Raw genomic sequence first — 14,549 nt, 5'->3', positions numbered from 1 at the left:
ATAGTATCTTGCATGACAAGATAGTGTGTGGTAAGATGATGCTATCTTGTGATGCAAGGTACTGGAATCGGAGGAACAAAGATGACAACATCCACACAAATGTTAAAAGGAATTTTGGAAGGCTGCCTGCTGTCGATTATTTCTGAGGGTGAGATTTATGGATATGAAATGACAAAGAAGCTCGCGCATTACGGGTTTGATCAAATTAGTGAAGGAAGTATCTACCCGATTTTGCTGCGTATGCAAAAGGAACAGCTGGTGACTACTGTCACAAAAACATCAGCGAGCGGACCGAAAAGGAAATACTATACGCTCACACAAGCTGGAGAACAAGCGCTCACAGAGTTTATGACCCGCTGGAGTGAGCTTTCAAAAAATGTAAACTGCTTATTACAAAAAGGGAAGTGAGATTATGGTATCAAAAGAAACAAGACACATCCTACTAGAGCTGAAATTATATCTCATATCAAAGGGAAAAAATGTGGACGAAATTGATGAGCTGATGGATGAATTGACGACACACGCGGTAGAGGCTGAAAAAGATGGTAAAACAGGGGAGGCTGTGTTTGGCGGAGATCCGCGGAGCTATGCTGATGAACTCGCAAAAGAGCTGTCAGGACACCATAAAGACTGGGTTCCATTCATCAGTGCCTTCTTAATCGGGTCTCTCTTCTACATGATTTTATCAGATGCGATCAGTCAAAGCTTATCCTATTCTTGGTATGCATTGATTGGCTATCCGCTCGTTTTAGTGGCCAATGTCATCATGATCATTGTGATGTTTAGAGCGTCTGCCTTTCAGACAAGCCGCCGGGCATTTCTTTACTTTTGGATCTTAGGAATCTTTCAGCTGACCGCGATGGTCACAATCAAACTATTGGATCAAAAACTCGGCACACCATTACTTGTCCTGACCTCAGGTCAAAGATGGGGCGTCATCCTGCTCATGCTGCTATGTATCATTGTCTTTAATGCGATCTTAAAGGCGAATGTCGTTTCATTGATTCCGATCATCTTTTTCGGACCGCAGCTCATATTCGAATGGATTGGCTGGACATCACCAAGCGTGCTTCTCTTGCAAAGTCTACTATCGGTTGTGATCTTAATAGGGCTTATGCTCATTGTCTTACGCCGGGCGAACAAGAAAAGTGAAAACACGATGTAAAAAACAGAGCACATCTATAATCCTATAAGATGTGCTTTTCTTTTTCTAAAAAAATGTAGAAATGGTATCATGTTTTTCATTACAATGGGAAGAGGACAAAAATGAAAAGGGGTTCTGTGCTTGGATATTTTATGGGGATATGTACTTGTGTTTGTATTGGCTGCTTTGCCTTTTTTTGAAGTGGTAGGGGTCGTTCCGTTGGCCATTTTAAGTGGCATGCATCCTGTACCGACTGCGGTCATTGGATTCATCGGCAATTTTTTTACCGTTTTACTTCTCATTGTTTTCGTAGACCGCTTCAAAGCATGGCGGTTGAAGAGAAAAGAGGACAAAAGTGATGAAAAAGGAGAGAAAAAGCAGCTGCGGGCCAGAAGAATTTGGGAACGATATGGTCTCCCGGGATTAGCGCTCGTCGGACCTTTTATCATCGGCAGTCATCTAGCGGCATTTATGTGCATGAGCTTCGGGACGAAAAGAAAGCAAGTCGCAGTGTGGATGACAGTCAGTTTAATGATGTGGACAGCGCTGGCAGCTAGTTTAACCGGTGCGGGAATCCATTACTTTGCCCCAGATTCAAATGGATTGTTCGGAGATATTTTTAGTAAGTAAGTGAGGGGAGGATCATAAATGAAACTTCAAACACGGACAGTGCTTGAAACAGATCGGCTCAGGCTAAGAACGATGAATGAACATGATGCGCCATTTTTATATGATATGTTGTTCCAAGATGAAGAAGTGATGAAGTATTATCCTTCTTTGAAGGATGAGCAGCAGACGAAAGAGTGGATTGCATGGAATCAAAAGAATGACCGTATGTATCATACTTCCCTCTGGATCATTGAAGACAAAGAAACGAATGAACCACTTGGACAAAGCGGCATTGTTCTGCAAAACATTGAAGGACAAACCGAACTTGAAATCGGCTACATGCTAAAGAAAGAAGCGTGGGGAAATGGCTATGCTGCTGAAGCCGCAAAAGGCTGTCTCACCTATGGCTTTGATGAAATGAAAGTCAGACGAATGGTGAGCTTAATCCGCCCAGACAATGAAGCATCGGTAAAGGTCGCTTTAAAAATGGGCATGAAAAAAGAAAAAACCATTTCGAAATGGGACCAAATCATTGATGTCTACAGCATCACCCGCAACGAAGAAAACGGCTCGCTTACAAAATAAGCAGAGCCGTTTTTATTTTATATCCGCTGTTCTAGCTGAAGTAAATATTTCTTCCGTTCTATCCCGCCGCCGTAGCCGCCGAGCTCACCACTTGTTTGAATGACGCGGTGGCATGGAATGATGATCGCCAATTGATTGGCACCATTTGCATTCCCTACCGCCCGGACCAAATGCGGATCGCCCAGCATCACAGCAAGCTCGCGGTAAGAACTTGTTTCGCCTGATGGAATGCGTGTGAGCAGGTCCCACACCTTCATTTGAAAAGGGGTGCCATGTAAGGAAAGTGGTACCGAGAACTGCGTGAGTTTTTTCTCAAAATATAAGGTCAATTCCTTTGCTAATTGCTGATGGACGTTTGTTTCCCCGACTAAAATACGGGCTTGATGCTTTTTTCTCATGTTTTCAATTTCCTTTTCGAGTCCCCGCCTGTCCACAAATTCCAGTAAATACACATGCGTCGCATCTGTCACGCTGATCATCCGCCCGATCGGTGTAGAAATAAAATTAGCGTGGAGAATCTTGGTTTGCGTCTTTTTAGGGGGATTTCCCATAATTTTCGTAAATGCATCATTGAAGGCACTCGAAGATTCATAGCCCAAGGCGACCTGCTGATCAATCACTTTTTTTCCATTCAGAATTTCTTTAAAGGCAAGTCCCATTCGGCGTGATCTCGCATATTGAACAAAGGTCATGCCGTAGATTTCTTTGAATTTCCGCCGTGCCGTTGCAGAGTGAATCCCTAATTGATGAAAGTCTTCTTCTTTCCAGCGTTTTTCAGGATGTGTTTCAACTGCAGAAACGAGTGTTTTGACTTCTTCCGGAATGCTGTTAGGATATGTTAATGGTGTGCAGCGCTTGCACGGACGATATCCTGCAAGCAGTGCTTCTTCTGCTGTAAAGAAAAACTCACAGTTCTCATATTTTGGTTTTCTAGCGGTACATGTGGCATGGCAGAAGATACCAGTGGTCTTAATGCCGGCAAAGAATGTGCCGTCATATTGCGGGTTCTTGTCAACCAGTGCTTGATAAAATTCATGTTTCTGTTCGTCGGTTATCATCATACGATCCACCTCTTGGTTTCCTATAAAATGTGATTCAGCGTACTTTGGGCTGGTAAACAAAGCGTCATCTTGGATCGTTCATCACATCAATCTTATTTCATTATATCAGCGATGTGATCATTTCTCTGTCTATCATTTAGTATACGCCGGTCTCATATCATTTCTTTCGAAAAATGAACAAGTATATTTGAAGAGGGAGAGCAAACTGGTAGACCGGCATATCGGGGTGTGATAAGATTTTTAATACAGAATCTGCTCTAAGTCAGGTCTGTATATCATGAATTGGTTTTCTAGGGTTCCGTGCGCTGGTGCAGTCTGGTCCGAGAGAAAACACATAGGGTCTTAGAAGAGGCCATATGGACACGGAGGGATAAAAGCCCGGGAGATTTGATCAAACGATCGATTTCCAGGCTTTTTTTGTTGGTTGGAATCGTTCAGAAAGGAGAAGATCAGATGAAATGGGGAAATGTCTTTATTGCGGCCATCTTTGAGGTCGGCTGGGTGATGGGGCTGAAATATGCCCACTCGCTCATAGAATGGGGCGCAACCATCGTTTGTATTATCGTGAGCTTTTATTTACTCATGAAAGCAACAAGTGTACTGCCAGTTGGCACACTTTATGCCGTTTTTACCGGGCTTGGGACAGCAGGTACCGTCCTCATAGGCATGGTGCTTGGTGAGCCGGTTCAGCTTGTCAAACTGCTTTTGATTGTCATGCTTTTGTGCGGTGTATTAGGACTGAAGCTGACAACAGGTGAAAAGAAGGGAGAGGCTGAATCATGAGCTGGCTTTTACTCATTGGAGCAGGCATCTTAGAAATGCTTTGTGTGACCATGATGAATCAATTCCAAAAAGACCGGCATGTCAAATGGATTTTATTCATTGCAGCTGGCTTTTCGATGTCCTTTCTGATGCTGTCTCTTGCGATGAATACGATTCCGATGGGAACGGCGTACGCTATTTGGACTGGAATCGGAGCTGCTGGAGGCGCCATGGTCGGTATGCTGTTTTACGGAGAGTCGAAAGACGCAAAACGTATTTTCTTCATCGCCCTGATTTTATCTGCGGCAGTAGGATTGAAAATCATTGAATAAGAAAAGGCTGGCAGATAGATGCCAGCCTTTTGTTACATTGAATGATGATTGGAATCGTTTTCATTTTTGCGGTAAAGCTGGCTCGCAAGCAGAAAACACACACCAAATGTGAGAAAAGGAATGAGTCTTTCACCGGCTATAAAAAGGGAAATACCTGTGATCAGACAAACGATGCCGAGCCAAAAGCTCACTTTACCAAACAAGGTCATACTTTTCATCTCCATCACTCCTTTTATGATAAAAGGTCTATTCACATTATATCATGCCAGGTGCAGAATTGAATGAATATTCAATAAAAAACAGGACTCTACATTGCTTTTTCTCTTTCCAGTCCAGTATAATATTTCATTAGAATGAAAACGTAAATGAGGTCATGATACATGAGAACTTTGATAACAGAGAAACTTGAATTACACAGACAAAAGCATGAGCAAAAAGGAAGGTTGCTTGTCAGCTGTCCGGATCAGCCTGGAATTGTATCAGCTGTTTCTTCCTTTTTATTTGAGCACGGAGCGAATATCATTGAATCCAGCCAATACACAACAGATCATGAAAGCGGCCGGTTCTTTTTAAGAATTGAATTTGATTGGAAAGACATCTCGGCAAATATGGATCAGCTGAAGCATCAGTTTGAGCCAATTGCAGCATCATTTCAAATGACGTGGAGCATGTCGCGTGCAAGTGAGCTTAAAAAGCTGGCGATCTTTGTGTCAAAAGAGCTTCATTGTTTACATGAGCTGCTATGGGAATGGCAAAGTGGAAATGTCATGGCTGAAATTGCGGTCGTGATCAGCAATCATGAAACGGCAAAAGATACAGTAGAATCGCTTGGAATCCCGTTCCATTTTGTGAAGGCGAACAAAGACATTCGCAAAGAAGCGGAAAAACAGCAGCTCGCATTATTAGAAGAGTATGATATTGATGCCATTGTGCTTGCTAGATACATGCAAATTTTAACGCCTGAATTTATTGAACAGCACCCGAACAAAATCATTAATATTCATCATTCTTTTCTGCCAGCGTTTATTGGTGCAAATCCATATAAGCGGGCATATGAGCGGGGAGTCAAATTAATTGGCGCGACTTCTCATTATGTGACCAATGATTTAGACGAAGGACCGATCATTGAACAGGATATTGAGCGTGTAGATCACCGGGATGATGCAGAAGCATTAAAAAATATTGGCCGAACAATTGAGCGGAGTGTGCTAGCACGTGCCGTCAAATGGCATCTAGAAGATCGAATTATTGTGCATGAGAATAAAACGATTGTATTTAATTGACGGCTTGACTTTTCCTGAGCAATTGGTGATAATATAAAAAAATTAACGAGCGTTGAAAAGGAATAGTAAGCAGGAACTGATGCGTAAAGAGAGCAAATGACATGCTGAAACATTTGCCGCAGACAGCTGCTGAACCTGCCCTTTGAGCCTTAGAGGAAAAATCTAAGCGCGTGCCTGGCGTTACAGGAGTTGAGTGGAATAAGCTAGATGTATGCTTATTCAATGAAGGTGGTACCACGGAAAATCCCTTTTCGTCCTTTAAACAAGGAGAAAAAGGGATTTTTTTGTGCCTAAAGGTATAGCGGAGGGAATCAATAATGAAAAAGCAAAGGATCGTCATCAAAATTGGCAGCAGTTCATTAACAGAGCAAAAAGGAGCCATTGATGAACAAAAAATGCAGGATCATGTGAAAGCGATAGCAAAACTGAAAGAGGCTGGGCATGAAATCATTTTAATTTCATCAGGAGCCGTTGCAGCAGGGTTTGGCAGCTTAGGGTATCCATCAAGACCTGTGACCTTAAAGGGGAAACAGGCAGCAGCTGCCGTTGGTCAAGGCTTGTTAATGCAGAAATATACAGAGCTATTTTCACAGTTTCACATGACACCTGCACAAATGCTTTTAACCCGTAATGACTTTTCAGATCGAACAAGATATCGAAATGCTTACGCAACGATGATGGAGCTGCTAGAAAGAAAAATATTACCAATTATCAATGAAAACGATTCAGTTTCGATCGAGGAGCTTACCTTTGGGGATAATGACATGCTGTCAGCTCTTGTCAGTGGATTAATTCATGCAGACCAATTGATCATCTTAACAGACATAAATGGAATTTATAATGCAAATCCAAATGAGCATCCTGAGGCGAAGCGATTTGATGTACTAACACACATTTCAGAAGAATTGTTTTCATATGCGAAGAGCACAGGCTCAAAGGTGGGAACAGGCGGGATGAAATCAAAGCTGTCTGCTGCACAAACCGCACTTTCACTTGGCGTGAAAGTCTTCATTGGCACAGGTACTGGAGAAGACAAGCTGCTTCACATTCTTGCGGGTCAAGGAGACGGAACGTATATCGGAGAACAGGACTTATCAGCGATCAACAACCGCCGTCAATGGATTCAATTCCATTCACCCGTTTCTGGCAAAATCATGATAGATGCAGGAGCAGAAGCGGCGATTTTGCATCATGGCAGAAGTCTTCTTCCAGCTGGCGTCATTGATGTCGCTGGTGACTTTTCTAAAGGAGAGGTCGTTGAAGTCGTCGGTCCGAACGGACTAGTAGGTAAAGGACAAACCTTGTACGCATCCGATGAGCTTCTCGGTATTAAAGGACTGCGAAGTGATGAGCTTTCAAATGAGAAGCCTGAAGTCATACACAGAGATCACTGGGTACAGCATGTACAAAACTGAGGAGGAAATATGATGAATGAAGTTCTTGAAAAAGCAAAAAAAGCAAGTACAGCCAAAGATCAGCTGCTGCTAAAAACGACGGAGCAAAAAAATGCTGCTTTACATGCCATCGCAAATGCACTAAAAGCATCTTCCGCTTATTTATTGAAGGAGAATAAAAAGGATGTTCAGGCTGCCGAAGAAAAGCAGTTCACGCCTTCTGTTATTGACCGGATTACACTCACAGAAGAGAGAATTGACGCCATTGCAGACGCTACTCTTCAGCTGATTCACCTAAAAGACCCAATTGGTGAAACATTAGAAACCATTCAAAAAGAAAACGGTCTGTTCATCGAAAAGGTGCGTGTGCCTCTCGGAACGGTTGGAATGATTTATGAAGCAAGACCAAACGTGACAGTAGATGCTGCCACCCTTTGCCTCAAAACTGGGAATGCTGTTATTCTTCGCGGGAGCTCCTCTGCCATTCATAGTAATAAAGCGATTGTCAAGGTGATCCATGAAGCGCTTCAGACAACGGATATTCCAGTAGACAGTGTGCAATTGATTGAAGATACAGGCCGTGAAACGGCGAAAACGCTGTTCACTTTAAATGAATATCTGGATGTCCTTATTCCGCGCGGCGGGAAAAATTTAATTGATCTTGTCGTGAGAGAGTCTACCGTGCCAGTGCTTGAGACAGGTGCAGGGAACTGTCATATCTACATTGATGAAACAGCGAAAAACGAAATGGCTGAGCAGATTGTGCTGAATGCTAAAACCCAAAGGCCATCTGTTTGCAATGCGATTGAGAGCATTGTCATTCATGAAACATGGGCAAAAACATATGGCGCTTCGTTATTTGAAGCCCTGCATGCAAATGGGGTAGAGATACGGGGCGATGAAGCCGTATGTGCCCTTGCGCCTAGTGCTTCATTAGCGACAAAAGAGGACTATGAAACAGAGTTTTTAGCGCCGATTGTCAGTATTAAAATCGTAGAGAGCATAGAAGAAGCGATTCAGCATATTCAAACGTATAGCTCCAAGCACTCTGAAGCGATCATTACGGAAAATGATCAGCATGCTTCACTTTTCTTAACAGCTGTCGACGCTGCCGCTGTCTATCATAATGCTTCTACTCGGTTCACAGATGGCTTTGAATTTGGCTACGGAGCAGAAATAGGGATTAGCACACAAAAACTGCATGCAAGAGGGCCGATGGGTCTGCCGGCTTTAACCTCTGAAAAATTTGTCATTCGTGGTCAAGGACAAATAAGAGAATAACGAATTCAAAAGAGAGTCTTGTGACAGCAGGCTCTCTTTTTCCTTTCATTTCATTTTTGTATTTCTTCGGTCAAGTATGATAAAATATGGTAATGTTTTATATTTTGAGAAGATTGGAGAAGGCAACGTATGGCGAAAATCATTCCCTCTTCGGATATTGGAGTGAAAATCAACAAGTGGTATGAATTAATCCGCAGATTTGATTCAGAACAAGCAGAACAATTAAAGCAGGAAATTCGCACCTCTCTTGATTCAATGGAAGAAGATCAGAATTTGCTTCTCTATTTTTCTTTAATGGAATTCAGGCATGAGGTCATGCTCGATTACTTAAAGCCATTAAAGGAAGGAAAGCTTCGCGCCAACTTTTCCGAGCTTTCGAAAGAAATAGATGAGCATCAAACACATGTCACAGGCATGCTTGAATACTACTATCATTTTTTCAGAGGCATGTATGAATTTGGCCGTAGGCAGTATATTGCTGCCATCTCGTCTTATCAAAAGGCAGAGCACAAGCTTTCTTTTGTGTCAGATGATATTGAACGTGCGGAATTTCATTTTAAAATGTCAGAAATATATTATCACATGAAACAAACACATATCTCGATGCACCATGCCAAACTGGCGCTGGATGTCTATATTCAACATGAGCTATATGCGCTTCGCATGATCCAATGCGAATTTATTGTGGCCGGTAACTATGATGATATGAGAAGGCATGAAAAGGCATTACCACATCTCGAGAGAGCGCTTGCGAGATCAAGAGACTTTCAGAATGTGCGTTTTATTGCTTCCTCTTTGTTTAATATGGGCAACAGTTATTACCGAATGGGAGATCTTGACCGCGCACTCGAACTAATGAAAGAATCCATCTCGTTATTTGACCAAAATCAATCCGATCACCTTCGTCGATCTATAGACCCTCTTTATACCGCCGCTCAGATATTATACAAACAAGGTAAACACGAAGAAGCCTTACACTACAGAGAAGAATGTATGAAGCGAGCAGAAGCACTTCAGGATGATATTCATATTCAGAAGACGATATTTTTAGAAGCATTGTATTTAAAGCAAGATGCGGAGCATATTAAACGAATTTTTCATTTTTTAGAGTCTGCCTATGCATATCCAGATATAGAGGAGCTGGCATTAGACACCGCAAAGTATTATAATGAAATGGGAGATTATGAAAAATCTTCCATGTTCTACGGAGAAGCGGAACATGCTCGAATCTATATTCAGAGAGGGGATTGTTTATATGAATTTTAAAAAATGGGCAGTCGTCTGTACAAGCATCACCATCCTGGCGTTATGGCTGGCAGCAGCAAATGCCGACCCGGATAACAGAAACCATACGCTAGAACAACCAAATGCGCAGCATGACATCATCTAAAAGCTTTTGTCAACAATCTGAAAGCCCTTATTCAAGGGCTTTTTTTTACTGTCTAAAAATGAATCTGCGTGACATGCTCATAAAATAGAAGTGAGAAGGAAATCTTAGAAAAAGAGTGTTTATTCATTGACTCTTGAATTTAAATTGTGTACAATTCAATTGTAGAAAATATTATTAGAGAGAAAGAGGGTTATATTCATGTCAGATATTTTATTTACTGCAACGGTATCAGCTGTCGGAGGAAGAGAAGGAAAGGTTGTTTCAACCGATGGTGTGCTTGAGCATGATGTAGCAATGCCTGGAACACCAAGAGCGAAAAAACTTGAAAAAGCAACAAATCCAGAGCAATTATTCGCAGCAGGCTACTCTGCATGTTTTGATTCAGCCCTTCAAATGGTCGCGAGACAAGAGCGTATCCGTTTTGAAAGTGAAGTAACAGCACATGTGAGCTTAGTGAAAGATAGTTCAGATGGCGGCTTCAAACTAGGCGTTAAGCTAGAAGTAAAAGGAACTGGAATCGAGCAATCAGCATTAGATGAGCTTGTTCATAAAGCACATGGCGTATGCCCATATTCAAAAGCAACTCAAGGAAATATCGAAGTAGAACTAGTAGCTGTCGCACAATAATTGACATCATAAAAGGCTGAGGGAATGTTCCCTCAGCCTTTTGGTTGTGTTAATTTTTGCAAAAGCTCATGTAAAGAGGCACGCAGTGTTTTTAACTCTTCTTCCGATCTGCCTGTCCCAGACAGCATATGAAATGGAATCGCAGTAGCCTTCTCTTTTAGCTGTTCACCATATTCCGTTAAACGAATTTGCACAGAACGTTCATCCTCTTTCGAGCGCTCGCGGATGATGAGTCCGTTTTGCTCCATCCGTTTCAGCATAGGTGTGAGTGTACCGGAGTCTAAATATAAAAGCTCTCCCATCGTTTTCACATTTAATGTCCCATGCTCCCACAATAAAAGCAGTGCCAAATATTGCGGATACGTAATGTCTAACTCTTCTAATAACGGTTTATATTGCTTCGTCATCTCTCTTGAACTTGCATATAACAAGAAACAAAGCTGATTTTCCAGCTTCATATGCTCGAATTCATTTGTCATGTCAGTCACCAACTATTTTTTGTCATACTTATTATTGTATAAGATTTTCTTCCTTTTTAAAATAAATACAGCCCAAAAATGAAAAATTCTTTAATGTGCGATAAATGTTTGAGAAATGGATAGAACGTGAAAAGAATAAATAGATAAAGGAGGAGATGAAGATGAAACCATTATTCACAGCAAAAGTAAAGGCGCAGCATGGAAGAGCTGGACATGTTCGTTCAGAAGATGGTGTACTCGTTCATAACATTGTCATGCCTAATGCAAAGAAAGACGGAGAAACTGGTACGAATCCAGAGCAATTATTTGCAGCCGGCTATGCAGCTTGTTTCGGAGGGGCACTTGAACAAGTAGCGAAGAAGCAAGGGATAGACATTGAATCGGAAGTAGAAGGACATGTCAGTCTTTTAAAAGATGAAAGTGATGGCGGCTTTAAGCTTGGTGTCAAGCTGATTGTGTCTGCAAAAGGCCTTGACCATGACAAAGCGAGAGAGCTTGTCGAGGCTGCGCATGAATTCTGTCCATATTCAAAAGCAACAAGAGGGAACATCGAAGTAGAGCTTGAAGTGGCTGAATAAAAAAGGTTTTCTATCACGCTGAAAAAAAGAAACACCTGCTGGTAAGCAGGTGTCTTTTTTTAATATTCTTTCTTTTGTTCGTATGTTTCCCAAGCTTCAAACGGTGCAAGGGTTTTTTGAAGTGTCAGCTGGTAAAATGGAATATTTCTTGATTCGTAATCCTTGTTGATTTCTTCATAAATAAACGAGTCATCAAAACCAGAAGTCGCTGCATCCTGATGTCCAGCAGCAAAATACACGGCTTTTGGTCTAGACCAGTAAATAGCGCCAAGGCACATCGGGCAAGGCTCACAGCTTGTATATAAAATACAATCTTCTAATTGGTATGTATGTAGCGTCTGGCACGCCTTTCGAATAGCTGTGACTTCTGCATGTGCAGTTGGATCATTCGTTGTTGTCACATTGTTGCTTCCTTCTGCAATAATCTGTCCATCCTTGACAATGACTGCTCCAAAAGGGCCGCCAGTACCACTATTGACTCCTTCTACTGCAAGATCAATTGCGCGTTGTAAAAAATCTTCGTGATTCATTGTCTTCCTCCCTTTGTTCGACTGACTTCTCTAGTATAAACGAATCATGCTAGAAAAGGAAACATCCTAGTAGATGGTCAAACAGGACAATCTGCGCATAAAAACCCCCGCCATGTTCGGCAGGGGAGAGGGAATCAATTATGCATGCTGCGCCAGCTTTTTACGAGCGACTTCAGCAGCCGTCACCATGTTTTTCAAAGCAGCAATGGTTTCAGGCTCTTGTCTCGTTTTTAGACCACAGTCAGGATTCACCCAGAAGCGATCTGTCGGACATACGTTCAGCGCATCATCAATGATTTGACTCATTTCTTCGACAGATGGAACGCGCGGGCTATGAATGTCATATACACCAAGTCCAAGTCCTTTCAAATACGGATGCTTTTCTAAGTAATCGAGGAATCCGCCATGACTGCGTGAATGTTCAATCGTAATTACGTCGGCATCAAGGTCTTCGATCGTATCGACAATATCCTCGAAGTTACTGTAGCACATATGTGTATGAATTTGCGTTTCATTTTGAACAGATGATGTTGATAGTCGGAACGACTCTGCTGCCCAGTTTAAATATTCTGCCCAATCACTTTCTTTGAGTGGAAGACCTTCTCTTAGCGCAGGTTCATCCACTTGAATAACTTGAATCCCTGCTTCTTCTAACGCTTCTACCTCTTTACGTAATGCGAAAGCGATTTGGAAGGCAATGTCTTTCCGGGAAATATCTGTTCTTGGGAAAGACCAGTTTAAAATGGTGACAGGTCCTGTCAGCATTCCTTTGACCTTTTTCTCCGTTAAGCTTTGTGCGTAAACCGTCTCTTTCACGGTCATTGGCGCTGTAAACTCGACATCTCCATAAATGATTGGCGGCTTCACGCAGCGTGATCCGTAGGATTGTACCCAAGCAAATTTCGTAAAGGCAAATCCGGCTAGCTTCTCACCGAAGTATTCAACCATGTCTGTACGTTCGAATTCTCCATGTACGAGAACGTCCAGACCGATTTCCTCCTGAATATCAATCCATCTTTTTGTTTCTTTCTTAATAAATTCATCATATTCTGCATCTGTCCACTCATTTTTACGCCATTTTTGACGAGCACTGCGCACTTCAGCAGACTGCGGGAAGCTGCCAATGGTTGTTGTTGGCAAAAGCGGCAGTTCAAGAGATTCGTTTTGGATACGAAGGCGCTCTTCAAAGGCAGCTGGACGTTTAAAGTCTTTCGATGAAAGATTGTTGCGTTCTGCTGTGAAATCCGCATTGGTTCCTTTTGCAAATTCTTTTAAAGTAAGAAGTGCTTGCGTGGCTTCATTGATGGCGGCTTCAATCGCTGCGGCTCCTTTTGTTAAGCCTTCTTTTAATGTTGTTAATTCATCCAGCTTTTCAGTGGCATAAGACAGTCCGTTTAATAGTTTCTCTTCAAGCTGTTCGCTTGGGTGTTTTGCAACTGGTACATGCAGCAAACTGCTTGATGGCTGCAGCCATACTTCCTTCGGCTGAGCGTCAGCAATGACCTCAGAAATGAATGACAATCTTTCTCCAAGATCTGATCTCCAAATATTTCTTCCATCAATGACGCCTGCTGCTAAAATTTTATCTTTCGGGAAGCCATGCTTTTTCATTTGATCAAGATTGCGCCCTTGATCATGGACAAAATCAAGACCGATGGCTTCAACAGGATATGTGACAAGCTCTTCATAGGCATCTACTGAATCAAAGTATGTTTGAAGAAGAATGTTTAAGGCAGGTACGGCTTCTTTAATCGTTTGATAGATTTCTTTTACGGCTTTCACGTCTTCATATGAAGCGGTGACAAGTGCTGGCTCATCAATTTGAACCCATTTGACGCCAGCTTCTTCAAGTTCTTTTAAAACCTGAGTATAAAGCGGCACGAGACGCTGCTGAATCTCTTTTACTTCATTTGGTTCATAGCCTTTAGAAAGTGAGACAAATGTATAAAGACCAAGTACAACAGGTTTTGTTTCAACACCAAACGCCGTTTTCACCTTTTCGTAAGCTTCAAGCGGTTTGTTATGTGTGAGTTTGAATTCGGTGCTTTTTTCGTATTCTGGAACGATGTAGTGATAGTTTGTATTAAACCATTTTGTCATTTCACTTGAGACAGCATCTTTTGTTCCTCTTGCCATCGCAAAGTATGTATCTAGCGGGTCTTTTAAGCTGCGGAAGCGCTCTGGAATCCAATTGAACATGACAGCAGTATCGAGCACGTGATCGTAGAAGGTAAAATCTCCAGAAGGAACAACATCAATTTGTTGATCAATTTGCGTTTTAATGGCCGTTAAAAATTGTTCATCCAGTGTGCTTAAGAGGGTTTCGCGGTCTGTTTGACCCTTCCAATAAGACTCAAGTGCTTTTTTCCATTCTCTGTTTAAACCAATTCGCGGAAAACCTAGATTACTTGTTTTAACAATTGTCAATTCCAATTCCTCCTCTAAATATAAAAAGACATTTACACTCATGGCGAAGATTGATGAGGGCAAATGT

General features: G+C 42.0%; 18 protein-coding genes, 1 riboswitch and 1 other annotated feature. Of the genes, 13 read left to right on the top strand and 5 right to left on the bottom strand.

Going from position 1 to position 14,549, the window contains the following annotated elements; genetic code table 11:
• Positions 1-81: 81 nt before the first annotated feature.
• The 4 genes from C6Y07_RS12580 to C6Y07_RS12565 all read left to right on the top strand — a co-directional run bounded on the left by C6Y07_RS12580 (position 82) and on the right by C6Y07_RS12565 (position 2,338).
• Positions 82-408: a PadR family transcriptional regulator gene (locus C6Y07_RS12580; RefSeq protein ID WP_106030745.1), complete on the top strand. Its 327-nt coding sequence runs from the start codon at positions 82-84 to the stop codon at positions 406-408.
• 4 nt (positions 409-412) lie between these two features.
• Complete coding sequence (locus tag C6Y07_RS12575) at positions 413-1,165, top strand: HAAS domain-containing protein (RefSeq protein ID WP_066030995.1); 753 nt, start codon at positions 413-415, stop codon at positions 1,163-1,165.
• 120 nt (positions 1,166-1,285) lie between these two features.
• Positions 1,286-1,774, top strand: a complete 489-nt coding sequence (locus C6Y07_RS12570) for a small multi-drug export protein (RefSeq protein WP_106071542.1) — start codon at positions 1,286-1,288, stop codon at positions 1,772-1,774.
• A gap of 18 nt (positions 1,775-1,792) precedes the next feature.
• On the top strand, positions 1,793-2,338 hold the full coding sequence (locus C6Y07_RS12565; RefSeq protein ID WP_106036730.1) for a GNAT family N-acetyltransferase: 546 nt from the start codon (positions 1,793-1,795) through the stop codon (positions 2,336-2,338).
• A gap of 17 nt (positions 2,339-2,355) precedes the next feature.
• Here C6Y07_RS12565 and C6Y07_RS12560 read toward each other — a convergent pair whose 3' ends face one another.
• A complete protein-coding gene (locus C6Y07_RS12560) occupies positions 2,356-3,399 on the bottom strand; it encodes a bifunctional transcriptional activator/DNA repair enzyme AdaA (protein WP_060596089.1) in 1,044 nt (347 codons plus the stop codon).
• A gap of 279 nt (positions 3,400-3,678) precedes the next feature.
• A riboswitch (guanidine-I (ykkC/yxkD leader) is annotated at positions 3,679-3,786 on the top strand.
• Positions 3,787-3,852: 66 nt separating this feature from the next.
• Between C6Y07_RS12560 and C6Y07_RS12555 the strand changes: the two genes are divergently transcribed.
• Both C6Y07_RS12555 and C6Y07_RS12550 read left to right on the top strand, forming a co-directional pair.
• Positions 3,853-4,182: a DMT family transporter gene (locus C6Y07_RS12555; protein WP_034663015.1), complete on the top strand. Its 330-nt coding sequence runs from the start codon at positions 3,853-3,855 to the stop codon at positions 4,180-4,182.
• Positions 4,179-4,493 carry a DMT family transporter gene (locus tag C6Y07_RS12550; RefSeq protein ID WP_034663013.1) on the top strand — a complete coding sequence of 105 codons (315 nt, stop codon included), beginning with the start codon at positions 4,179-4,181 and terminating at the stop codon, positions 4,491-4,493. Before C6Y07_RS12555 ends, C6Y07_RS12550 begins: the two co-directional genes overlap by 4 nt.
• Before the next feature lie 32 nt (positions 4,494-4,525).
• Here C6Y07_RS12550 and C6Y07_RS12545 read toward each other — a convergent pair whose 3' ends face one another.
• On the bottom strand, positions 4,526-4,711 hold the full coding sequence (locus C6Y07_RS12545; protein ID WP_060596091.1) for a hypothetical protein: 186 nt from the start codon (positions 4,709-4,711) through the stop codon (positions 4,526-4,528).
• A gap of 162 nt (positions 4,712-4,873) precedes the next feature.
• Here C6Y07_RS12545 and purU point away from each other — a divergent pair, with 162 nt between their 5' ends.
• The 6 genes from purU to C6Y07_RS12515 all read left to right on the top strand — a co-directional run bounded on the left by purU (position 4,874) and on the right by C6Y07_RS12515 (position 10,468).
• Positions 4,874-5,776 (top strand): formyltetrahydrofolate deformylase, encoded by a 903-nt coding sequence (gene purU / locus C6Y07_RS12540; protein WP_034663009.1) that lies wholly within the window; start codon positions 4,874-4,876, stop codon positions 5,774-5,776.
• 43 nt (positions 5,777-5,819) lie between these two features.
• Positions 5,820-6,038 (top strand) — a binding site (T-box leader).
• Between the two features lie 55 nt (positions 6,039-6,093).
• A complete protein-coding gene (gene proB / locus C6Y07_RS12535; protein WP_106061913.1) occupies positions 6,094-7,191 on the top strand; it encodes a glutamate 5-kinase in 1,098 nt (365 codons plus the stop codon).
• Between the two features lie 12 nt (positions 7,192-7,203).
• The gene (locus C6Y07_RS12530) at positions 7,204-8,451 is read left to right on the top strand and encodes a glutamate-5-semialdehyde dehydrogenase (protein ID WP_106156777.1); all 1,248 of its coding nucleotides are present in this window, start codon (positions 7,204-7,206) and stop codon (positions 8,449-8,451) included.
• 129 nt (positions 8,452-8,580) lie between these two features.
• Positions 8,581-9,717, top strand: a complete 1,137-nt coding sequence (locus C6Y07_RS12525) for a Rap family tetratricopeptide repeat protein (RefSeq protein ID WP_106156775.1) — start codon at positions 8,581-8,583, stop codon at positions 9,715-9,717.
• Positions 9,707-9,841: a hypothetical protein gene (locus C6Y07_RS12520; protein ID WP_034662996.1), complete on the top strand. Its 135-nt coding sequence runs from the start codon at positions 9,707-9,709 to the stop codon at positions 9,839-9,841. Before C6Y07_RS12525 ends, C6Y07_RS12520 begins: the two co-directional genes overlap by 11 nt.
• A gap of 198 nt (positions 9,842-10,039) precedes the next feature.
• Positions 10,040-10,468: an organic hydroperoxide resistance protein gene (locus C6Y07_RS12515; protein WP_106036732.1), complete on the top strand. Its 429-nt coding sequence runs from the start codon at positions 10,040-10,042 to the stop codon at positions 10,466-10,468.
• A 32-nt stretch (positions 10,469-10,500) separates the two neighbouring features.
• Here C6Y07_RS12515 and C6Y07_RS12510 read toward each other — a convergent pair whose 3' ends face one another.
• Positions 10,501-10,947 carry a MarR family winged helix-turn-helix transcriptional regulator gene (locus tag C6Y07_RS12510; protein ID WP_034662988.1) on the bottom strand — a complete coding sequence of 149 codons (447 nt, stop codon included), beginning with the start codon at positions 10,945-10,947 and terminating at the stop codon, positions 10,501-10,503.
• Between the two features lie 161 nt (positions 10,948-11,108).
• On the opposite strand from C6Y07_RS12510, the gene ohrB reads away from it, so the two are divergent.
• On the top strand, positions 11,109-11,525 hold the full coding sequence (gene ohrB, locus C6Y07_RS12505) for an organic hydroperoxide resistance protein OhrB (protein WP_106156773.1): 417 nt from the start codon (positions 11,109-11,111) through the stop codon (positions 11,523-11,525).
• Positions 11,526-11,584: 59 nt separating this feature from the next.
• On the opposite strand, the gene guaD is transcribed toward ohrB, so the two are convergent.
• Positions 11,585-12,055 carry a guanine deaminase gene (gene guaD, locus C6Y07_RS12500; protein ID WP_106156772.1) on the bottom strand — a complete coding sequence of 157 codons (471 nt, stop codon included), beginning with the start codon at positions 12,053-12,055 and terminating at the stop codon, positions 11,585-11,587.
• Between the two features lie 138 nt (positions 12,056-12,193).
• Positions 12,194-14,482: a 5-methyltetrahydropteroyltriglutamate--homocysteine S-methyltransferase gene (gene metE / locus C6Y07_RS12495; protein WP_066030992.1), complete on the bottom strand. Its 2,289-nt coding sequence runs from the start codon at positions 14,480-14,482 to the stop codon at positions 12,194-12,196.
• Positions 14,483-14,549: the final 67 nt, after the last annotated feature.

The sequence above is a fragment of the Bacillus sp. LNXM12-1 genome (assembly GCF_003004375.1).
Classification (GTDB): Bacteria; Bacillota; Bacilli; order Bacillales; family Bacillaceae; genus Bacillus.
Note: the sequence above shows the minus strand (reverse complement) of the source record. Positions and strands in the feature narration are given on the sequence as shown.